Source organism: [Clostridium] clostridioforme AGR2157, from assembly GCF_000424325.1.
GTDB classification, from domain to species: Bacteria; Bacillota; Clostridia; order Lachnospirales; family Lachnospiraceae; genus Enterocloster; species Enterocloster clostridioformis_A.
On record NZ_AUJR01000026.1, the window covers coordinates 56098 to 78848 of the forward strand.

General features: G+C 50.8%; 17 protein-coding genes and 1 pseudogene. 15 read left to right on the forward strand and 3 right to left on the reverse strand.

What is annotated here, in order from left to right; translation table 11 throughout:
• Nucleotides 1–211 precede the first annotated feature (211 nt).
• The 11 genes and pseudogenes from G614_RS0112055 (at nucleotide 212) to G614_RS0112110 (ending at nucleotide 12961) form a co-directional block, all read left to right on the forward strand.
• Nucleotides 212–1609: an ABC transporter substrate-binding protein gene (locus G614_RS0112055; protein WP_027642142.1), complete on the forward strand. Its 1398-nt coding sequence runs from the start codon at nucleotides 212–214 to the stop codon at nucleotides 1607–1609.
• A gap of 61 nt (nucleotides 1610–1670) precedes the next feature.
• Nucleotides 1671–2409, forward strand: a pseudogene (locus G614_RS27370) (carbohydrate ABC transporter permease); the annotation flags it as partial.
• 8 nt (nucleotides 2410–2417) lie between these two features.
• Nucleotides 2418–3233: a carbohydrate ABC transporter permease gene (locus tag G614_RS0112070; RefSeq protein WP_027642143.1), complete on the forward strand. Its 816-nt coding sequence runs from the start codon at nucleotides 2418–2420 to the stop codon at nucleotides 3231–3233.
• A 38-nt stretch (nucleotides 3234–3271) separates the two neighbouring features.
• Nucleotides 3272–3958 (forward strand): MBL fold metallo-hydrolase, encoded by a 687-nt coding sequence (locus G614_RS0112075; protein WP_027642144.1) that lies wholly within the window; start codon nucleotides 3272–3274, stop codon nucleotides 3956–3958.
• A gap of 267 nt (nucleotides 3959–4225) precedes the next feature.
• The gene (locus G614_RS0112080) at nucleotides 4226–5953 is read left to right on the forward strand and encodes a DUF5722 domain-containing protein (RefSeq protein WP_027642145.1); all 1728 of its coding nucleotides are present in this window, start codon (nucleotides 4226–4228) and stop codon (nucleotides 5951–5953) included.
• Between the two features lie 78 nt (nucleotides 5954–6031).
• Nucleotides 6032–7246, forward strand: coding sequence for an aspartate kinase (locus tag G614_RS0112085; RefSeq protein WP_027642146.1), 1215 nt, complete (start codon nucleotides 6032–6034; stop codon nucleotides 7244–7246).
• Between the two features lie 256 nt (nucleotides 7247–7502).
• Nucleotides 7503–8954 carry an acyl-CoA carboxylase subunit beta gene (locus G614_RS0112090; RefSeq protein ID WP_027642147.1) on the forward strand — a complete coding sequence of 484 codons (1452 nt, stop codon included), beginning with the start codon at nucleotides 7503–7505 and terminating at the stop codon, nucleotides 8952–8954.
• Between the two features lie 17 nt (nucleotides 8955–8971).
• Entirely contained in the window at nucleotides 8972–9787 is an 816-nt protein-coding gene (locus tag G614_RS0112095) for an OadG family transporter subunit (protein WP_027642148.1), read from the forward strand.
• A gap of 50 nt (nucleotides 9788–9837) precedes the next feature.
• The gene (locus G614_RS0112100; protein ID WP_027642149.1) at nucleotides 9838–10221 is read left to right on the forward strand and encodes a biotin/lipoyl-containing protein; all 384 of its coding nucleotides are present in this window, start codon (nucleotides 9838–9840) and stop codon (nucleotides 10219–10221) included.
• 50 nt (nucleotides 10222–10271) lie between these two features.
• Nucleotides 10272–11417, forward strand: coding sequence for a sodium ion-translocating decarboxylase subunit beta (locus G614_RS0112105; RefSeq protein WP_027642150.1), 1146 nt, complete (start codon nucleotides 10272–10274; stop codon nucleotides 11415–11417).
• Nucleotides 11418–11548: 131 nt separating this feature from the next.
• On the forward strand, nucleotides 11549–12961 hold the full coding sequence (locus tag G614_RS0112110; RefSeq protein WP_027642151.1) for an oxaloacetate decarboxylase subunit alpha: 1413 nt from the start codon (nucleotides 11549–11551) through the stop codon (nucleotides 12959–12961).
• A gap of 123 nt (nucleotides 12962–13084) precedes the next feature.
• On the opposite strand, the gene G614_RS0112115 is transcribed toward G614_RS0112110, so the two are convergent.
• Both G614_RS0112115 and G614_RS0112120 read right to left on the reverse strand, forming a co-directional pair.
• The gene (locus G614_RS0112115) at nucleotides 13085–14338 is read right to left on the reverse strand and encodes a S8 family peptidase (RefSeq protein WP_027642152.1); all 1254 of its coding nucleotides are present in this window, start codon (nucleotides 14336–14338) and stop codon (nucleotides 13085–13087) included.
• A 107-nt stretch (nucleotides 14339–14445) separates the two neighbouring features.
• Nucleotides 14446–16734 carry a glycogen/starch/alpha-glucan phosphorylase gene (locus G614_RS0112120; RefSeq protein WP_027642153.1) on the reverse strand — a complete coding sequence of 763 codons (2289 nt, stop codon included), beginning with the start codon at nucleotides 16732–16734 and terminating at the stop codon, nucleotides 14446–14448.
• A 146-nt stretch (nucleotides 16735–16880) separates the two neighbouring features.
• On the opposite strand from G614_RS0112120, the gene G614_RS0112125 reads away from it, so the two are divergent.
• From G614_RS0112125 to malQ, 3 genes are all read left to right on the forward strand, one after another.
• Nucleotides 16881–17885 (forward strand): AraC family transcriptional regulator, encoded by a 1005-nt coding sequence (locus G614_RS0112125; RefSeq protein WP_027642154.1) that lies wholly within the window; start codon nucleotides 16881–16883, stop codon nucleotides 17883–17885.
• Between the two features lie 243 nt (nucleotides 17886–18128).
• Nucleotides 18129–18356: a hypothetical protein gene (locus tag G614_RS32710; RefSeq protein ID WP_334291508.1), complete on the forward strand. Its 228-nt coding sequence runs from the start codon at nucleotides 18129–18131 to the stop codon at nucleotides 18354–18356.
• A gap of 239 nt (nucleotides 18357–18595) precedes the next feature.
• On the forward strand, nucleotides 18596–20098 hold the full coding sequence (gene malQ / locus G614_RS0112135) for a 4-alpha-glucanotransferase (RefSeq protein ID WP_027642156.1): 1503 nt from the start codon (nucleotides 18596–18598) through the stop codon (nucleotides 20096–20098).
• Nucleotides 20099–20147: 49 nt separating this feature from the next.
• On the opposite strand, the gene G614_RS0112140 is transcribed toward malQ, so the two are convergent.
• Complete coding sequence (locus G614_RS0112140) at nucleotides 20148–20696, reverse strand: GNAT family N-acetyltransferase (protein WP_027642157.1); 549 nt, start codon at nucleotides 20694–20696, stop codon at nucleotides 20148–20150.
• Between the two features lie 205 nt (nucleotides 20697–20901).
• Between G614_RS0112140 and G614_RS0112145 the strand changes: the two genes are divergently transcribed.
• Nucleotides 20902–22356 (forward strand): N-acetylmuramoyl-L-alanine amidase family protein, encoded by a 1455-nt coding sequence (locus tag G614_RS0112145; RefSeq protein WP_027642158.1) that lies wholly within the window; start codon nucleotides 20902–20904, stop codon nucleotides 22354–22356.
• Nucleotides 22357–22751: the final 395 nt, after the last annotated feature.

A 22751-nucleotide genomic window follows, 5' to 3' on the forward strand; every position in this document is an offset into this window, starting at 1 on the left:
CCGGAATATGCAGATGTGACAGCTTGATAAAAATACGTTAAAATGTAAAAAACATGCAAAAAGTAGAAAAAATTCATGTAAAAACCGGTTTAAATATAGGATAAATGTGCAAAATGCCTTAAAATAATATTGACACGTTTCAAATACGATGCTATGATGAAATTACAGAACATATGACAAATTCACAATAGTTTAAGAGGAGGTATGTATTGTGAAAAAAACAAAGAAGATTGCGGCAGCTGTCCTGGCCATGACTATGGCAGCAGGCCTTGCCGTCACTGGATGTTCCGGACAGAGAGGAAATACGGGCACGGATGCGGCGTCGGCAGAGCGGTCTGAGGAAACCGCCGGAAGTGCCGGTGACACCAAGGATGATGCAGCCAAGGCTGATGACGGCGCACTTCACCTTACATTTTATTACCCGGTCAATGTAGGCGGTTCCGCAGCACAGCTGATTGAGAAAATCTGTGCGGACTTTAATGCGGAGAACCCTGATATTTTCGTGGAGCCTGTCTATACAGGCAATTATGACGATACCGTGACAAAGATTCAGACAGCCATGCAGGGAGGAACGCCTCCGGATGTGTTTGTAAGCCTTGCAACCCAGCGTTTTACCATGGCCTCCACAGGCATGGCCATGCCTCTTGACGAACTGATTGAGGCTGACGGAGATGAGGGAAAGGCTTATATCGATGATTTCCTTCCGGGCTTCATGGAAGATTCCTATGTGGACGGTAAAATTTACTCCATTCCATTCCAGAGAAGCACCATGGTACTGTATTACAACAAGGATGCCTTCAAGGAAGTGGGCCTGGATCCGGAAGCCCCTCCTGCCACCTGGGAAGAACTGGCTGAATACGGCCAGAAGCTGACAGACGACGGCCGCTATGGCGTGGGAATCGCGCTGAACTCCGGTTCCGCACAGTGGGCATTTACAGGCTTCTGCTTACAGAACAGCACCGACGGACAGAACCTGATGAGCGAAGACGGCAGGAGCGTATATTTCAATACACCGGAGAATGTGGAGGCGCTTCAGTTCTGGCTGGATCTTCAGAACAAGTATAAATGCATGGCAGAGGGCATCGTACAGTGGACTGACCTGCCCACCCAGTTCCTTGCAGGCGAAGTGGCTATGATTTACCACACCACCGGCAATATGGCTAATATCCATGACAATGCGGATTTTGATTTCGGAACAGCCTTCCTTCCGGCTCACAAGAGAATCGGCGCGCCTACAGGAGGCGGCAACTTCTATATCTCCAGCAACATTTCCGAGGACAGGGTGCAGGCTGCATGGAAGTTCATCAAGTTTGCGACCTCCACGGACAGGGCGGCGCAGTGGAGCCTGGATACAGGTTATGTGGCCACAAGACAGTCATGCTTTGGCACGGACCTGATTAAGGATTATTACGCAGAGGTTCCTCAGGCGTCCGTTGCTTATGAGCAGCTTCCATACGCAAAGCCTGAGCTTACTACATACAATGCGGCAGAAATCTGGAGAGTGTTAAACGACAATATTCAGGCAGCCGTGGTTGGCGATATGTCTGCCCAGGAGGCGCTGGACGCAGCCCAGGAGCAGGCAGAGGAAGTTCTGTCAGAGTACCAATAGAACAAATGAAATATGAATGTAATACCTGTTAGGAAAGAATAAGGCGCTGTGGCCCGGTACCATGTGCGGCAAAGGCAAGTCTTTTGCCCCATGGCCGGGCATATACAGCGCCTTAAGAGACCGGGGCATGCCACAGGCCACAGGCCGCGGCACGGCAGGCGGAATATGAAGAGGCTGGTGAGAGGATGAAAACCAAGACAAAGAAGCAGCGTGAAATCAGGAATAATGCGACAGCCTGGGCCCTGATGGCCCCGGCGCTTATATTTATGCTGGCATTTACAGTGTTCCCCATATTCAGGAGCCTGTATCTAAGCCTTTCGAAGTACAAGCTTGGTATGGACGGCGCCGAGTTCATCGGCCTTGAGAATTATGTGAAGCTGGCCGGTTCCAAGCTGTTCTGGAAGGTAATGAAAAATACTATTGTATTCGCCCTTATGACGGTGATTCCCAGTATGGCGGTGGGCCTTGGCCTGGCGGTTCTGGTAAACCGCAAGGGCAAGCGGGTGGGATTCATCCGCACGGCCTATTTTTATCCGGTGGTCATGCCCATGATAGCCATTGCCAGCGTATGGATGTTCATTTATATGGCAAAGAACGGGCTCTTTGACCAGCTGTTAATAGCCATTGGATTAAAGCCCATGAATGTGCTGTCCAGCAAGAATACGGTGCTTTTGGCCATGGCGGTGATGTATGTCTGGAAGGAGGCGGGATACCTGATGGTGTTCTTCCTGTCCGGTATCCAGAGCATATCCGATGAGGTGACGGAGGCTGCCAGGATTGACGGGGCAGGCAACTGGACCGAGCCGGTATGAAACAAGTTAAAAGTACTGCGATTTCTGTCTTCGCCCTGGCCCTGGCGCTTATGTGGCTGGCTCCCCTGGTTTGGCTGGTGGGGACCGCCTTCAGCGAGCCTGCCTTTCATATGACCTTTCTTCCCAACAGCCGTTTTACCTTTGGGAATTTGTCTTATGTGTGGAATGCCATTCCCTTTGCCCGGTATTACCTGAATACGCTGATACTGGTGGTGGTGACCTTCTGCGTACAGTTCGTCACATCCACTCTGGCGGCCTATGCTCTGGCTGTCATGGATTTCAAGGGTCAGACGCTGGTGTTCGCCGTTATTTTCATGCAGATCATCATTCCAAATGACGTGCTCATCACACCTAACTTCATGACCCTGGCTGATATGGGACTTACCGATACCAAGGTGGGCATCATGCTGCCGTTCTTTGGAAGCGCACTGGCCATTTTCCTGCTGAGACAGCATTTTAAATCCATACCAAAGGCCTTGGCAGAGGCGGCCAGAATTGACGGTGCCAGCACATGGCAGACCATCTGGAGGGTGTACATGCCCTGCGCAAAACCTGCCTATATGTCCTTTGCGGTCATTTCCGTCAGCTACCACTGGAACAACTACCTGTGGCCTCTGATTGTGACCAATTCCCCCTCAAACCGCACACTGACCGTAGGACTTGCCATCTTCGCGAAGTCCAAAGAGGCCAACATGCAGTGGGCCAATGTCTGTGCGGCCACCTTTATCATTATCCTGCCGCTGCTCATAGCGTTCTTCTTCCTGCAGAAGCAGTTTATGAACAGCTTTGTCAGCGCCGGAATCAAAGAGTGATTAGGGGGTATGAAAAGAGTTATGAGAGGAGAAGTGTTATGAAACTGTATTTTTTCGGATGTGGCAGCGCCTTTAATCCTGCTATGGGAAATACATCCGCCTGGTTTGAGATGGACGGATGCCTGTTTCTGATGGACTGCGGCGAAACGGTCTATGAACTTCTGATGAAGCGCAGCAATCTCAGGGAATACAGGCAGATATATGTACTGCTGACCCATCTTCACGCGGACCATGTGGGAAGCCTTGGATCCCTGATTTCTTACAATTACTGTATCCTGGGAAGGAAAATCTGCGTTATTCATCCCAGGGCAACCGTGGTGGAGCTTCTGCGGCTTATGGGCATCAAGGATGATTTTTACAATTATTACCAGGAACTTCCGGAGGATGTGGACTGTCTTCGGGCTGAACCGGTGCCGGTAGAGCATGCGGACAATATGGACTGCTTTGGGTATCTTCTGGAGGCAGAAGGAATGAGGATTTATTACAGCGGTGATTCCGCCCGGATGCCGGAGCGGATCGCCGGCATGCTTAAGGATGGGAAGCTGGACGCCGTTTACCACGACACATCCCTCCACAATCCGCCAACCCCCAGCCACTGCTACGTGGGGGTACTGGAAGAAACGGTTCCGGAGGAGCTGAGGCATAAAGTATACTGCATGCACCTGGACGGGGAGTGCAGGGATATGCTGGAGTCCAGGGGATTCCGGGTGGTGGAGGTTGGATAATTGTGGTTCGACATTTCCGTGAACCAAGGATGACAGGAAATGTACAATCCATGCTGCCCATGTTCGCCTGTGACAAAATATACTATACTAGGTTCAGAAAAGCTTTTCTCAATATAATATAAGGAGCAGAAAATAATGAGTGAGAACGTCACTTCCTGCAGATGGAAAATTAAGAGACATGTAATAAAAAGTTCATTGAAAAAGTAAACTTATTTATGTATGATGTATCTTGTATCCTATTTTGGAGAAGTTGGGAGGAATTTATAAATGAAGAAACCATTCATTAAAGGAGGTAAGGCCCTGACCCTGGCGGCGGCCCTGCTGTGCGGCACGGCATTTTTGGGAAGCTTTATGGCCTTTGGGGCCACGGCACAGGCAGAGAGCCAGGCAAGCGCGGCCGGTGCCCAGGCGTTTACGCCGCTGGTGGCAGGACAGATTACTTCCTGTAAGATTTCGGGAGATAAACAGAACGTTGAGATAGGATTTTCCAGCAGCGGAGATGTGACGGGAACGGACGGCAACATCTATGTCTTTGAGATGCAGCCCTACGAGGAAGAGCTGGGAAGCCGCAGCAACTTCATTGCTTCCGCCCCTGCCTTAAGCGCCTCCTCGGTAAGCGTGCCCCTGAATCTGGGCACACCCCAGGATAAGCTTTACAGCCGGTTTGTCCTGGCGGTATTTGACGGAACTCAGTTCACCAAGGTCAGCCAGCCCCACTACATAACCAACCCGGAGCTGATTGCCAGGAACCAGACCCCTTTTAATGACCCGCTGACCAAGAAAGGTCTTGTGATTGAGATTGACATGCTCAGCGACGCCTTTGACCTGGGCGTGAAGCATGTGACCACCAACATCGCATTTTCCCAGATTATGGGAACCGGAATTGATTACCAGTATGACGGAAAGACATACCATTTTAACAAAGGCGTGGTGGACGCTTATGACAAGACCATCAGCGCGCTGTCTAACAAGGGAATGACGGTTACGGTCATTCTGCTCAATGACTGGAATCCCAATACGCCGGATTTGGTGTATCCAGGCACACAGAAGAATTCCAATGCGTTTTACTACATGTTCAATGCGGAAACCGAAGCCGGATTTGACCAGACCAAGGCAATCGCGTCCTTCCTGGCCCAGCATTACAGCGGCGACAATCCTAATTACGGCAAGGTGTCAAACTGGATTATCGGCAACGAGATTAACAACCAGCAGTGGAATTACATGGGTTCCATGGACCTGACTAATTATGTGAAGGCATACCAGAAGGCATTCCGCGTCATCTACACAGCCATCAAGAGCATCAATGCCAGTGACCGGGTATATTTTTCACTGGACTATAACTGGATGAACGAGATTGACGGCAAGCTTAAGTACGGAGGCAAGGAGATTGTGGACAGCTTTAACTCCATAGCCAACACCCAGGGACAGATTGACTGGGGCCTGGCCTATCATCCTTATCCATGCCCCATGACAGAGCCGGAGTTCTGGGATGACCCGCAGTCCACAGGACTGTTCACAAATGACTTTAATTCGCCGGTCATCAATTTTGCCAACCTAAACGTGCTGACGGATTACTTTGTACAGGATGCCCTGAGGGCGCCGGCAGGCAATGTGCGCCACATCATACTTACGGAGCAGGGCTTCACGTCCTACAGCCCTACCAGGGGAAACATTCCGGAGATTCAGGCAGCAGCCTACGCTTACTCCTATTACCTGGTGGACAGCAATCCGTACATTGACGCCTACACGGTCAGCCGTCAGGTAGATGCGCCGTCCGAGGCAAAGGACGGACTGAAGTTCGGTCTGTGGGAGTGCGACATGAACCAGCCCAATCTGATTGTGGCAACCAAGCGCAAGAAGATATGGCAGGTATTCCGGGATATCGACAAGAAGGACGCCACCCTGGAGGCCACTGAATTTGCAAAGCCAATCATCGGCATCAACAAGTGGTCGGATGTGGTTCCCAACTTCAAGTGGAAGAACCTGGAGAAATAACAGTTAAGGCCGGATGCGGCGGCCTTTGAGGCCGCCGCTTTTTGGCGGGATACAATGTATGGACGAAAGGAATGGCATATGGGCTTAATTGTACAGAAATTCGGAGGAACCTCTGTGGCTGATGCCGCCCGGCTGCGCCATGTGGCTGAAATCATCACGGATACATACAAGGCCGGCAATCAGGTAGTGGCAGTGCTGTCTGCCCAGGGGGATACCACCGACGAGCTGATTGAGAAGGCAAATGAGATCAATCCCCTTGCTTCCAACCGGGAGATGGATATGCTGCTGTCCACCGGGGAGCAGATGTCCGTGGCTCTCTGCGCCATGGCAATCGAGGCGCTGGGATACCCGGTTATTTCCCTGACGGGATGGCAGGCGGGAATGGTTACGAATACCGTGGCCAGGAATGCCAGAATCAAGAAGGTGGATACGGAGCGCATTGAGACAGAGCTGAATCAGAAGAAAATCGTGATTGTCACGGGATTCCAGGGAATCAACCGCTATGAGGATATCACCACCCTTGGCCGAGGCGGATCCGATACGTCCGCGGTTGCGCTGGCTGCCTCCCTTCGGGCGGACCTGTGCCAGATATACACGGATGTGGATGGAGTGTATACGGCTGACCCCAGATCCGTGAAGGACGCAAGGAAGCTGGATGAGGTCACTTACAATGAGATGCTGGAGCTGGCTACCCTGGGGGCGCAGGTGCTTCACAACCGTTCCGTGGAGATGGCAAAGAAATATAATGTAAAGCTGGAGGTGCTCTCAAGCTTTACGGGGCATCCAGGTACAAAGGTGAAGGAGGTTGCAAAACGCATGGAGAAATCATATATAAGCAGTGTGGCTAAGAATGTAAATATCGCGAGGATTGCCCTGATCGGGGTGCCCAATGAGATTGGTACGTCCTTTAAGGTGTTCTCCCTGCTGGCTCAGAACCACATTAACGTGGACATCATATTACAGGGAATCGGCCACGAGGAGGGCAAGGACATCTGCTTTACCGTTGCCCAGTCTGACCTGGAGGCGGCTTCCGTGCTGCTAAAGGAGCATCAGGAGTCCATTGGCTTTGGCCGTCTGGAGACTAACAGCCATATTGCCAAGGTTTCCGTGGTGGGAGCGGGCATGATTAACCATCCCGGCGTGGCAGCCGCCCTGTTTGAGGCTCTCTACGACGCCAATATCAATATCAACATGATATCCACCAGCGAGATTAAGATATCCGTACTGGTGGACGAAAAGGATGCAGAGAAGGCCGTACAGGTCATTCATGACAAATTTTTTTCCGTGGGTTAAATGAAAAATGGGTTTGTAACAAAAAAAGAGTTGCGGCGGTTCACATATTTTGTGAAAGCCACAGCTCTTTTCGTATTTGCGAATCTTGAAATTCGTTAATATTTTCACCTTTTTAGTGGAAAAGAGCTTGCTATTTGACAAATTTATTATTATAATTGTATGTGGCAATATTTCTGCTTTTTTTTGCGACGGGCCTGTGAATGGGTTTTCCGTTGCTTAGATATTGTTAAACTTATGAATGATGGAGGACTGGAAAATGAGTAATTCAGCACAAACTTCAGCAAGCAGCCGCATAGCAGCCCTGCTTGATGAGAACAGTTTTGTTGAAGTCGGAGCCTATATAACGGCCAGAAGCACTGACTTTAACATGACTGAGCAGGAGACCCCCGCTGACGGTGTGGTTACCGGCTACGGTACCATCGGCGGATGCCTGGTGTATGTATATAGCCAGGATGCATCTGTATTAGGCGGCTCCATGGGCGAAATGCATGCAAAGAAAATCTGCAACATCTATTCCATGGCAATGAAGATGGGAGCACCTGTAATCGGTTTGGTAGACTGTGCAGGTCTGCGTCTTCAGGAGGCGACCGATGCCCTGGACGGCTTCGGCAAGCTGTACTTAAGCCAGACCATGGCTTCCGGCGTGATTCCTCAGATAACAGCAATCTTTGGAACCTGCGGCGGCGGCATGGCAGTATCTGCCGGCATCACAGATTTCACCTTCATGGAAGAAAAGTCCGGCAAACTGTTTGTTAATTCACCTAACGCCATTGACGGCAATTATAAAGAGAAGTGTGATACCTCCAGCGCAGATTTCCAGAGCAGGGAATCCGGACTGGCAGATTTCACAGGAGACGAGGATTCCATTATCGCTCAGATTCGCGCCCTGGTTTCCATCCTTCCGGCCAACAATGAGGACGATATGTCATACGGAGAGTGTCAGGATGACTTAAACCGTATCTGCGATAATATCGAGGGATGCACCGGTGACACGGCCCTGGCCCTGACACTGATATCCGACAACAGCTTTTTCATGGAGGTTAAGAAGAATTATGAACCTTCTATGGTGACCGGTTTCATTCGCCTGAACGGGACAACCATCGGATGTGTGGCTAACCGTACGGAAATCTATGAGAACGGAGAGAAGAAGGAAACATTTGAGCCTGTCCTGTCCGGCAAGGGCTGTGACAAGGCAGCTGATTTCATCAATTTCTGCGACGCATTCAATATTCCTGTACTTACTCTGGTGAACGTAAAGGGCTACAAGGCCAAGATGTGCAGCGAGAGAAGGATTGCAAAGGCTGCCGCACGCCTTACCTATGCTTATGCCAATGCCAGCGTTCCCAAGGTAACGGTAGTTGTTAAGGAAGCATTCGGAAGCGCATACCTGACCATGGGCAGCAAGTCCATTGGTGCTGACGTGGTGTATGCATGGCCTAACGCTGTCATCGGCATGATGAATCCATCCGAGGCAGTTAAGATCATGTATGCAAAGGAAATCGCCGCATCCGGTGATGCCGCCGCACTCATCAATGAAAAGACTGCAGAGTACACTGCGCTTCAGTCCAGCGCTGCAGCAGCAGCGAAGAGAGGATATGTAGATGACATAATCAAGGCAGGGGAGACCCGTCAGAGGGTAATCGCAGCCTTTGAAATGCTGTTCACAAAGAGAGAGGACCGTCCGTCTAAGAAGCATGGCACGGTTTAAAGAGAGGTGACAGGTATATGAGACGATTAATGAAACGAGTGGCAGCAGCAGTTCTGACGGCCGCCTGCCTGTTGAGCCTGTCAGCCTGCTCAGCAAAACAGGATGAAGCTGCGACAGCTTCCCGGATTGCCACGGACGGAACTCCAGCGGATGATATGATGGCAGAGTATGCCAAGCTGACAGCAGTCCAGTCGCTGGGCGTCAGCACGGAAGGGCTGATTGCGCAGAAGGTCATGTCGGAAGCCCAGGGCAATGCAGTTATGGCAGCCATCTGTGAAGAGCAGATTAATGTAAGGAAGGAACTGGGAGATGTCAGGAGTATCGACATTGACAAGGCAAGCGTGGTACAGATGGCGGATGGTACCTATACCGTTATGCTGCCTGTTACATTCACCGAGGGTTCCATGCAGTATGTCATGAATCTGAATATGATTTCCCAGCAGATTGTTGATGCGGAATTTACTGAACTTGCTTCAAATGAAGAAGAGAACAAGACCGTTGGGCAACTGTTGGAAACGGCAACCGTATATGCAATAATCGGTATCGGCACCGTGTTCGCAGTCCTTATATTCATCAGCCTGCTCATTGCCTGCTTTAAGTTCATCCACAAGTGGGAGACAGGACAGAAAGCAAAGGCAGAGCCGGCACCGGCAGCACCCGCGCCGGTTAAGGCGGCAGCGCCAGTGCCAGCGCCTGCGGCAGGACAGGATTTGATGGGAGACGCCGAGCTGGTGGCAGTGATTTCGGCGGCCATCGCAGCATATGAGGGAACTTCTTCTAACGGACTGGTGGTTCGTTCCATCCGCCGTGTACAGAGGTCTAAAGGCAGATAAGAGGACGGGAAACGTTCCATAACTATTTTCATTCAGGAGGAATTGAAATCATGAAGAATTATACAATCACAGTTAATGGTAAAGCATATGCAGTAACCGTAGAAGAAGGCGCTGTATCCGGCATTGCAGCAGCCCCGGCAGCGCCAGTTGCAGCTCCGGCAGCACCAGCGGCCCCCGCAGCAGCTCCGTCACCGGCAGCAGCCCCGGCGGGCGCCGCAGGTTCTGTCAGCGTATCCGCACCTATGCCTGGCAAGGTAGTAGCTGTTAAGGCGGCGGCAGGACAGGCTGTGAAGAAGGGCGACGTAATCCTGGTTCTGGAAGCTATGAAGATGGAAAATGACATCGTGGCTCCTCAGGACGGAACCATTGCCAGCATTAATGCGTCCACCGGCGATTCCGTTGAATCCGGCGCGGTATTAGCTACTCTGAACTAATTATAAAGATGAGCCCATAGCAATGTGGGATTCATTATGGAGGGAACATTATGGATTTTGGCAATATAATTAACAACCTGCTGAACCAGATGGCGTTTTTCCATCTGGAAGCAGGCAACTATGTAATGATCGTAGTGGCCCTGGTGTTCTTATACCTTGCTATCAGGAAGGGATTTGAACCCCTGCTGCTGATTCCGATTGCATTCGGTATGCTGCTGGTCAATATTTATCCGGATATCATGTATTCTCCGGAGCAGACGTCCAACGGCACAGGCGGACTTCTGTGGTACTTCTTCCAGCTGGATGAGTGGAGCATTTTGCCCTCCCTTATCTTCCTGGGCGTGGGAGCCATGACAGACTTTGGCCCCCTCATCGCAAACCCAATCAGCTTCCTTATGGGAGCTGCCGCACAGCTGGGTATCTACTCTGCTTATTTCTTCGCCATCCTGTTAGGATTCTCCGGCAAGGAGTCTGCAGCCATCTCCATCATCGGCGGTGCGGACGGCCCTACATCCCTGTTCCTGTGCAGTAAGCTGGGACAGACCCAGATCATGGGGCCTATCGCGGTTGCGGCTTACTCCTACATGGCGCTGGTTCCAATCATCCAGCCGCCATTCATGAGGCTTTTGACAACTGAGAAAGAGCGTAAGATTAAGATGGAGCAGCTTCGTCCTGTATCCAAGCTGGAGAAGATTCTGTTCCCCATCATCGTAACCATCGTGGTATGCCTGATTCTGCCATCCACAGCACCTCTCGTAGGAATGCTGATGTTAGGCAACCTGTTCCGTGAGAGCGGCGTTGTGAAGCAGCTGGCTGATACGGCAAGCAATGCCCTGATGTACATTGTGGTTATCCTGCTGGGTACTTCCGTAGGCGCCACCACCAGCGCGGATGCTTTCTTAAATGTAACGACTATCAAGATTGTTGCACTGGGCCTGACCGCATTTATCTTCGGTACCATCGGCGGTGTGCTTTTAGGTAAGCTCCTCTGCAAGATTACAGGAGGAAAGATCAATCCGCTTATCGGTTCTGCCGGCGTGTCCGCAGTTCCCATGGCAGCCCGTGTATCCCAGAAGGTGGGATCGGAAGCAGATCCGACCAACTTCCTGCTGATGCACGCAATGGGACCAAACGTTGCGGGCGTTATCGGCACCGCAGTTGCGGCCGGTACCTTCATGGCAATATTTGGGGTATAATGGCATAATATTTTGACAATGACAGCCGTTTCGCTTGGCTTGTGAAAGCACCTGCCAAGCGTCCGCGGCATGTATCGCACGAGCGCCTTAAAGACAGGCGCCAAATGCTCATAACAAGGAGGATTATAACTATGGCAGAGATAGAAAAGAGGCCAGTGAAGATTGTGGAAACCGTCCTTCGTGACGCCCACCAGTCTTTGCTCGCAACCAGAATGTCCACAGAGCAGATGCTGCCCATTATAGATAAGATGGACAAGGTAGGCTACCATGCGGTTGAGTGCTGGGGCGGAGCTACCTTTGATTCCTGCCTCCGTTTCCTGAAGGAAGATCCATGGGAGAGACTGAGGAAACTGAGAGACGGATTTAAGAACACCAAGCTGCAGATGCTGTTCCGCGGACAGAACATCCTGGGATATAACCACTATGCAGACGATGTAGTGGAGTACTTTGTACAGAAGTCCATTTCCAACGGTATTGATATCATCCGTATCTTTGACTGTCTGAACGATATCCGCAACCTGGAGACAGCTGTGAAGGCTACCAACAGGGAGAAAGGACATGCTCAGATTGCGCTGTGCTATACTCTGGGCGATGCCTATACCCTGGATTACTGGAAGGATATTGCCAGGAGAATTGAGGACATGGGCGCTGACTCACTATGTATCAAGGATATGGCAGGTCTGCTGACACCATATGCGGCAGCAGAGCTGGTACAGGCGCTGAAGGAAGGAACAAGCCTTCCTATCGACCTGCATACCCACTACACATCAGGCGTTGCTTCCATGACCTACTTAAAGGCAGTAGAGGCAGGATGCGAAATCATTGACTGCGCCATGTCACCTCTGGCTCTGGGAACCAGCCAGCCGGCTACTGAGGTTATGGTGGAGACCTTCCGCGGAACCCCGTATGACACTGGCTATGACCAGTCACTGCTGGCTGAGATTGCAGACCATTTCCAGCCAATCCGCGACGAGGCTCTTAAGAGCGGCCTTCTGAATCCAAAGGTGCTGGGTGTCAACATCAAGACACTTCAGTATCAGGTTCCGGGCGGCATGCTTTCCAACCTTGTAAAGCAGCTTAAGGATGCGGGACAGGAAGACAAGTACCGTGAAGTTCTGGAGGAGATTCCGAGAGTACGTAAGGACTTCGGTGAGCCTCCGTTAGTTACCCCGTCATCCCAGATTGTGGGTACACAGGCTGTTATGAACGTTATTATGGGCGAGCGCTATAAGATGGTTCCAAAGGAATCCAAGAAAATCATGCTTGGCGAATTTGGCCAGACTGTTAAGCCCTTTAATCCGGAAGTACAGAAAAAGATTATCGGCGACGAAACTCCGATTACCTGTCGTCCTGCCGACCTGATTGCTCCGCAGCTTCCTCAGTTTGAGAAGGAATGCGCACAGTGGAAGCAGCAGGATGAGGATGTTCTCAGCTATGCGCTGTTCCCGGCAGTGGCCAAGGATTTCTTCGAGTACAGGGCTGCCCAGCAGACCAAGGTGGACAGCAGCGCAGCCGACAAGGACAGCAAGGCCTATCCGGTTTAATTGCGTGGAAGAACCGCGGTTGAGACGTAAGCAGAAGTTATAAATGAAATAGAAGAAGGCAGTCTCCATATCAGTTGCAGATACGGAGGCTGCCTTTTTGGGTTCTGACCTCCTTGCTCTTGCCTATTGCCGGCCCCACTGCATAGCCCCGTTGGCATCCAGCATTCCGCCGCATAATACCTTACCGTTTAGACTGTCCATCTTGCGGGCTGAGGCCAGGATTACATTTTTGATGTCCAGCAGGCTTAATTCCGGTCTGGAGGTATAGAGCATGGCCGCTGCGCCGGTGACCATGGGGGCGGCCATGGAGGTGCCGCTCATGAAGGCGTAGCCATTGTCAGGAGTGATGCCCAGGATGAAGGTGCCGGGAGCAGCGATGTCCACGCTGCCGGCACCAAAATTGGAACTCTCATCCAGTTTGCCGTCAAACATCAGGTTGGCTACGGTTATCACGTTGTCAAAGGGAAGGGAGGCAGGGTAAATGGGGGAGGCGTCTATGTTGTAGCCGATTGCGTTGTCATCCCCGTTGCCCGCGGCTACAATGAAGAGCATCCTGGAGTCGCGGATAGCTGCCTTGAATTCTTCCGTGCAGTTCTTGGAGCCGAAGCTTAAATTGCATATCTGGGCGCCGTTGGCCTCCGCATATTTGATGGCTGCAATAACATTTTCCGGGGAACCCTTCCCTTTCTCTCCTCCCAGGGCTTTTACAGGCATGATTTTCACATAATTGTTGTCTGCTATTCCCACGATACCGCCGTTATCCTTGGAGGCCGCAATGGTGCCTGCTGCATGGGTTCCGTGGACGTCCTCCGGGCCTTCGTATACCTGGTTGGTATTGCTGTAAAAATTCCAGCCGTTTACATCATCCACGAATCCGTTACCGTCATTGTCAATGCCGTCTCCGGGAATCTCGTCCTCATTGACCCATACGGAACCCTGTAAATCCGGATGGGAGATGTCCACGCCTGTGTCTATGACCGCCACTGTCAGGGGGCGCTTTGTTTCTATCTGGGAGTAGGCCTGCCATGCCGGCTGGATATTGATGTCAATTCCGGGAATGGCATCAATGGCGCTGGTCAGGATATTGGCTGGTTCCAGCGGGGGAAGGGCTATGGCGTCTACCTTTCCTCTTTTGTTCCTGTGTACATAGGCTGGGTCCAGGGAATCAATATCCAGTTCCTGGACTATTTTTTGTGCCTGGCCGTCATTTTTAAGGGCCCACTGGTAAGAGGCCTTGTCGTCCTTGATGGACAGGTTGTTGAGGCCGGGTCCTACTGCAAAGGCGTAGAAAGCGTTATCCCCCGCATTATAGGGGACGGCCCCGGACGCTGTGGCAAGTGCCAAAAAAAGCGCCGTGGCCGTAATCAGTTTTTTCATGATTATGCTCCTTTTTGATGTTTCACTATATCATTGTAATAGTATAACACATAAGATAGCATAAGACTTTGAAAATTTTATGAAAATCCTTCCGATTTTATTACAAATTATGGTACCAGACCCGTATCCAGCTTCCATATATCCCGGTTATACTCCTCAATCGTACGGTCAGAGGAGAAATAACCGGCCTTGCTGATGTTGATTAACATTTTCCTGGCCCAGGAAGTGCGGTTTTCGTAGTCGCTCAGGGCCTGTTCCCTGGTCCGGCAGTAAGCCTTAAAGTCAGGGAAGGTCATGAACCAGTCCTTGTTCAGAAGCTCGTTGTACAGGCGCTCCAGGTGTTCCCTGGAACCAGCGGCCAGCATGGCGGGGCTGATGATAAAATCAACAGCTTCCTTAAGGTCAGGGTCTGCCTCATAGTAGGAGAGGGAGCAGTAGCTGCCTTCTGCATACCGCCGGATGACGGTTTCGCTGGATTCACCGAAGATATAGATGTTGTCGTCGCCCACCAGCTCGTGGATTTCCACATTGGCTCCGTCGTCCGTACCCAGGGTCACGGCTCCGTTCAGCATGAATTTCATGTTGCTGGTGCCGCTGGCTTCCTTAGAGGCCAGGGATATCTGTTCTGAGATATCGCAGGCAGGAATCAGCTTTTCAGCCAGGCTCACATTGTAGTTATTTACCATGACCACGTTCAGCCAGGGCTTTACGTCCGGGTCGCTGTCAATGACCTGCCGGAGGCACAGTATCATATGGATGATATCCTTTGCAATGGTATATGCAGGCGCTGCCTTGGCTCCGAAGATGGCGGTGATGGGAGTTGTTGGCCTGCTGCCTCTTTTGATTTCCAGGTATTTGTGTATCAGGTACAGGGCGTTCATCTGCTGGCGCTTGTATTCGTGAAGACGTTTTACCTGTATGTCAAAAATGGATTTGGGGTCAATGTCAATGTCCTGAGTTTCCTTAAGGTAGTCTGCCAGCTCCTGCTTCTTACTGTCCTTGATGGCTAAGAGGCGGTGCAGGGTCTTCATGTTGGCTGTGAATGTCCTGTCATCCAGTTTCTTAAGTTCAAATGCATCCTTCTTAAAACCATCGCTTATGAGTTCTGATATATAATCAGCCAGCTGGGGATTGCAGTGAAGCAGCCACCGGCGGAAGGTTATGCCGTTTGTCTTATTGTTGAATTTCTCCGGGTAGAGCCTGTAAAAGTTGTTCAGCTCATTATTCTTCAGTATGTCTGTGTGAAGGGCAGCCACGCCGTTGACACTGAAGCCATAGTGGATGTCAATATGGGCCATGTGCACCCGGTCGCCCTTGTCAATGATATATACGGACGGGTCGTCAAATCTCCTCCTGACCTTGTCGTCCAGCACCTCCATAATTGGAATCAGCTGGGGAACCGCCTCCTTGAAGTAGTCCATGGGCCAGGTCTCCAGGGCTTCCGCCAGGATAGTGTGGTTGGTATAAGCGCAGGTATTCGTCACCACCTGGATGGCGTCGTCTATTTCCATGCCATGCTCCGTGGTGAGAAGACGAATCAGTTCGGGAATGACCATGGTGGGATGGGTGTCGTTGATTTGGATGACTGCATAGTCGGGCAGATCGTAAAGGGTGGAACCTTTTGCCGCTGCCTCTGACAGTATGAGACGGGCCGCGTTGCTGACCATGAAGTACTGCTGGTAAATGCGCAGTATCTGGCCTGCCCTGTCGCTGTCATCCGGGTAGAGAAACAGGGTCAGGTTCTTCCTGATATCAGTCTTGTCAAAGGAAATCCCGTTCTCCACAAGAGATTCATCCACAGTCTCCACATCAAAGAGATGCAGCTTGTTGGTGCGGTTGTCATAGCCGGTGACTTCAATGTCATACATCCGTGAGGTGAGCGTAAAGTTCCGGTATGGAATCTGGTAGGTGACATTGGTTCTGCCCAGCCAGGAGGTGTTTTCCATCCATGGATTAGGCTCCTCATGCTGGAGATTATCCTTGAATAACTGCTTGAACAGGCCAAAATGGTAGTTCAGCCCGATTCCGTCCCCGTTCAGTCCCAGGGTGGCTATGGAATCCAGGAAACAGGCTGCCAGCCTGCCCAGTCCGCCGTTGCCCAGGGAGGGCTCAGGCTCCAGATCCTCCAGGGCACAGAGGTCTTTGCCATGGCTTGCCAGAATGGATTTCACCTGGCTGTAGATTCCAAGGTTTATCATATTATTGGATAACAGCTTGCCTATAAGGAATTCAGCGGAAATATAGTATAATTTCTTTTTGCCCTGGGCGGATTCCCGGCCTCTGGACAGTGTATTTACCAGGCAGAGAAGGCCAGTGTACAGCTCTTTGTCAGTGCAGCTTGAAATGTCTTTTTTGCAGGCTTCTGTCAGCATTTGTTCCAATTGGTTTTGATTCATGATTTACATTCCTCCGTAAGGTGTGCCGGTAGCGGCATGATTGTACGTTTGTCTGTATTATAATGGGATAAAAAAAGAAAATCTTGCATAATTATGTTATGATATAGTACAATACTATCAAATTGATGATGAAGGGTGGTCGGCAGATGCAGGGCGGCATGAAAATGGGGAGCGGATATCAGAAAGATGGCGGGGCCGGAAAACATGGGAGAGATGCATGGGAGCAGGATGGAAGCAACGGGCGTGGGGATTATGGGAATAGCCGGCATGGAGAATATGGTTACCATGAAGTAAAAGAACATGCTGGAAAGGATTTCCCCTTTAACATTTACCCCTGTTCCATACCCGCGGATTTCAGGCAGGTTCCGGTTCATTGGCATGAGGATATGGAGATTATCGCTGTGAAAAAGGGGCGGGGTATGGTGACTGTGGACATGGAGCCGTATGAAGCAAGGGAGGGGGAGGCCGTGGTGGTGTTTCCGGGACAGCTTCACGGCATCAGCCAGTGCAGTTCTGAGGTGATGGAGTATGAAAATATCATTTTCCTTCCTTCCATGCTCATGACGGATGAATCAGACCTGTGCACCTATGACTTTTTGCGGCCCATGACAGAGGGGGGCATAAGGAGGCCCCTTCATATTACAGACAGCCTGCCGGATTACGGGGCTTTTATGGAATGCATCAGGAAAATGGACCAGTTGTGCGGTCAAAAGTGCTATGCCTACCAGATGGGGGTAAAGGGAACCCTGTTCTGGTTCCTGGGCCTGATTGCAGGGATTTGGGGGCCGGGGGCTGCCGGACAGCCGCGAAAGTCCAGGGAGAGGATGAAACGGCTGCTGGAGTATATGGAGGAACACTACGGTGAGAAGATAACCGTGGAGGACGGGGCAGAACTCTGCTTTTACAGTAATTCCCATTTTATGAAGTATTTTAAACAATATATGGGCGTGCCGTTTACGCAGTATCTCAATGAATTCCGTCTGGAAAAAGCAGCGGGAATGCTGCTCACCACCACGGAGCCGGTGACAGCAGTGGCCCAGAGATGCGGGTTTGATAATATATCTTATTTTAACCGGCTGTTCCGGAGAAAGTACAGGAAGACGCCGGGGGAATACCGTAAGAATGGGGAGAATTACTTGTATGGGCTGTGAAAGTGTGATAAAATGTGGTGAGGCGTGAAGGCTTTTGGCTTTTGCGCCTTTTTCTTATTGATGAGACGAGGTGGTGTGTTGTGAAAAAGATATGATTTTTGAGTTATATTTAAAGGGTTACACATTTTCGCAGATATTACGTGAAAGGAAGCCATCCGGCCATTATTAGATATTTGATAAAGTGAAGGCGGAAATGCTTGGGATTGTGGGGGAGGATTCAGGCGTAGAACGGAGCGTGGGAAGATTGTATGGAGATGTGGGACAAGGATGGAAAAAGGAAAGGCGGAGTGTAAAAATTCACCTACCTTGAACGATCAATATGTAAGAGATATGCTGGGAAAAGTTGTGTGTAATGGGGAATATGATGAAAATGTCGTAAAAGATAGAGTGAAGAGAATAGATGTTTATGAGAAGCAGTTGATAATTTGTTATGCCGAGATAGGGAGATATCAGACATGTGGGTTTGAATAACAGGTAAATGAGATTGTTATGTTACAGAGAGACAAATAAACGGAAATGAAGAAATCTTTCAGATGGTAATGGTGAGGGGAGTATGGTAAAATAAAGTGAAACGGATGTGGAAACTATTTTAAAGAACAAAGAATAATATAGTCATCGAATTCTTATTGGATATCTTTTGACGGGAGAAGGGAAAGTACGCCTTGCGGAAATCTTTTTCATACACTCAACACATAAAGGAGATTATCACTATGCGGGAATGCGGTATGCTGCTTCCGGTTGCCAGCCTGCCTTCGCGGTATGGCATCGGGGCATTTTCTAAGGAAGCATATGATTTTATTGATACACTAAAGGCAGCGGGCCAGAGCTGCTGGCAGATTCTGCCTCTGGGCCCCACCGGGTTCGGAGATTCGCCATACCAGTCTTTTTCGGCCTTTGCGGGAAATCCTTATTTTATTGACCTGGAAAGGCTGACAGAGGAAGGACTTCTCACAAGTGAGGAGTGCCTGGATACGGATTTTGGAAGCGATGAGAGGGATATTGATTATAAGAAGATATACGATGGGAGATTTCCGCTTTTGAGGAAGGCTTATGAGCGCTGGAAGGACGGCCGGACCGCGGAGCTGGTTCATGAACTGGCAAGCCGGAAACTGGGGGATGAGACCAGGGAGTATTGTTTCTATATGGCGGTAAAGAACCATTTTGATTCATGCAGCTGGAATCTGTGGGACGAAGGAATCCGTCTGAGAAAACCGGAGGCGCTGGAGGCATACAGGGCCATGCTGACGGATGAGATTGGGTTTTATGAATTCCAGCAGATTAAATTTGAGGAACAGTGGGATGCCCTTAAGGGGTATGCCCATGAGCAGGGAATCCGGATTATAGGGGATATTCCCATTTATGTGGCATTTGACAGCGCCGACAGCTGGTCGCGGCCTGAATTGTTCCAGTTTGACGAGAATAATATGCCAGGAGCTGTAGCGGGCTGTCCGCCTGACGGATTTTCAGCCACAGGCCAGCTGTGGGGAAATCCTCTGTATAACTGGGAATACCACAGGAAAACAGGATTTGCCTGGTGGATGCGGAGGATGGAGTACTGTTTGCGCATGTATGATTTGGTACGGGTGGACCACTTCCGGGGATTTGATGAGTATTACGCCATCCCCTACGGCGACGCCACGGCTGAGTTCGGCCACTGGGAAAAGGGGCCGGGAATCGAAATCTTCCGGCAGATGCAGGAATATTTCGGCGGGGACAAGCTGCCCATCATAGCAGAGGATTTGGGGTTCCTTACGCCTACTGTGAGACAGCTGCTGAAGGATACGGGATTTCCCGGGATGAAGGTGCTGGAGTTTGCCTTTGACGCCGGTGAGGACAGTGACTATCTGCCCCACAAATACGGGACCAACTGCGTGGTGTACACAGGCACTCATGACAATGATACCGCAGAGGGCTGGTACGCATCACTGGATAAACATGACAGGAATTTTGTCAGGGAGTACATAGGAGCCGGATACACACCGGAGGGAGAGCTTCACTGGGACTTAATCAGGGCTGCACTGGGAAGCGTGGCTGACCTGGCAGTGATTCCGGTCCAGGATTATCTGGGATTTGATACGTCCGCCAGAATCAACGAGCCCTCTACCCTGGGGAAGAACTGGCGGTGGAGGATGAGCGCGGAAGATTTGGATGAGGAAACCGTGAAGCGGTGCAGGCGGCTGGCCGGGATATATGGGCGGCTGGGGGAGCAGTGAAGGACCGGACTTCCTCAGAAGGGAAAATGGCAGATTTAAAAGCCAGGTTCTAAAGCCTGCCAACCGGTATAAATGGCTCCGGCTGTTCCGGATGGGGTACAAGCATCTTTTCCATCCAGACCATATCCCACCACTGGCCCAGTTTATAGCCGCATTTGGTGAAATGGCCCACGGTGCGGTAGCCGTATTTTTCGTGAAAGGCAATGCTGTCCGGATTGGGGTAGGCAATGCAGGCGTTGACGTTGATGACATTCTGGCGTTTCAGATAGTTTTCCAATGCCTCATAGAGAATGGAGCCCGCGCCGGTGCGCCGTGTGTCTTCGGACACATAGATGGAGGTCTCCACAGCCCAGTCATAGGCGGCCCTCTCCTTAAATTCAGATGCATAGGCATATCCCAGGATGCGTCCGTCCCGAATTGCAGCCAGATAAGGGTACCGCTTCAGGGTGGAGGCGATACGGTTTTTAAACTCCTGGACAGTAGGCACCTCATATTCAAAGGTGATGGCTGTCTTTTCCACATAGGGTGCGTATATGGCCAGAAGGGCTTCTGCGTCTGCTTCCTGCGCCATGCGGATGGTGACGGCTGTGTCTGACATGTATGCGGCTCCTTTCATAGGGGATATTTCTTATTTTAGAATGATTCCTGTAAGGTTCAATTGCAGCATACATTTTAGCACCGATTTCACATTTTTTCCACCGGCTGTTATAAAATTAAGTAATTCTTACACAATTTTTCCCCTTTCTCATCCTGTTATTTCCTTTCATTATCTGATAAAATGGTACTATAAGGAGGTGGAGGATATGACCAGACGAAGGATATTGACAGGATGGGCCATAGGATTGCTGATGGGGGTGATGACTGCCGGCACTGCTTTTGGTGCGGAGTCCGGATGGAAGACAGAAGACGGAGTCCTTAAGTTCGTGGACAGCAAGGGAAACTATGTGACCAATGAATGGAGGATACGGGACGGAAAATCATACTTCCTGGGCAGCGACGGGGAGATTGAGAAGAGCACCTGGATAGAGAATACATACTATGTGGATGACAAGGGAGTCATGGTGAAGAATTCCTGGGTCCACACAGACGGCAAGGACGGCCTGAAGGAAGAAGGCTGGTATTTCCTGGGCAAGAACGGCAAGACAGAGGAAGGCTGGAAAAATGTAGGAGACGGCCGATACAACTTTGACAGCGACGGTAAGATGCGCACAGGCTGGTTCTACGAGGGCGATAATATCTACTACCTGGGCGGCAAGGACGACGGGGCCATGAAACGGGGCTGGGTATGCCTGGAATTTGACGAAGATGATCTGCCTGAGATTGGGGACATCTCCAAGGAATATAAGAAGGCGGATGAGAATTCCCGGTGGTTTTTCTTCCAGAATAACGGCAAGGCCAAGCGCTCTCTTTCCGGTAATTATGACCAGGAGACCATTCACGGAGAAAAATATTATTTTGACCAGAACGGAGCCATGCTGACGGGCTGGCATGCGGTGAAGGAGAAAGCGGACAGCGACGATGCCACAGGCATCAGCCGTTTCGTGTATTTGGGCGGTAAGGACGACGGAGCCATTGCAAAGGGACAGTGGAAGCAGCTCTCTGAGCATCCGGGTGATTCCGACGACGGGGCAGCCATCTCCAAGAAGGGGGACGAGGAGCTTCCAAAGGAAGGGGATAAGGAGTGGTATTACTTTGAGAACAACGGCACTCCCGCATACCTTAAGACAGGCATCTCCACCATGAATGCCGCCACGATCCGGGTGGATGGCGAGAATTATTTTGTGAACCAGTATGGATGCAGAAAGAACGGTCTGGTTAAGATTGTATCCGGCGGACATGTGATGGTGGGGTATTTCGGAGAGAAGGGGTCTGACGGCAGGATGCTCACCGGCAGGAATACCGGTATTGTTGATGACGACGGCAAGCGCTGCACCTTCTATTTCAACACTTCCGGCTCCAACAAGGGAGCTGGTTTCAGCGGAGAAAAGGATGGATTCCTGTACTATAACGGACTGCTGGTAACAGCAGACGGGGATTCCCGGTACGAGGTCTATAAGGTGGATGGCAAATATTATCTGGTCAATGAATCAGGTAAGGTACAGACCAATGAGAAGGCCTATAAGAGCGATGGGGATTATGTCTATTTAGTTGAGGACAGGGAAGTTTACTATACGGATGACAATGGGAAGAAGGCGAAGAAGGCAGACAGCGGCGCCACGCTTCCGGATTTCGCCTGTGATCAGGTATATGAGCTTTGATGCTTAATAAGCTTTGGAAAGGGACGGCTCCCGCCATGCTGGCGGAAGGGCCGTCCCTTTTAGGTGCGCCCGGCGGGCGCACGTTCTAACGGGTGAAAGTCCCTGACCCGCCCGGCAGTGGGAAGGGTGCAGCCAATGGCAAGGGCGTCATCGTGAGGTGGGGTCTGAAGGAAGCCGGAGGCAAACCACTGGCCTGTAAAAGTTGTCCGGATAGGCTGTGAAGCGTGGATGAGGTTGCCTAACAAACTAAAGTCCAATAACTGCACGGAACGCCAGCAGTAAACGGGGCAGGTATAAGTGGGAAAGAACGTGTGAGTACCCGGGGAGGTCTCACGGACGTGAAAGTGGCGATAAAACATTCGCTGTCACGGAGTAAAGCTTGCCGTGAGAAGTCA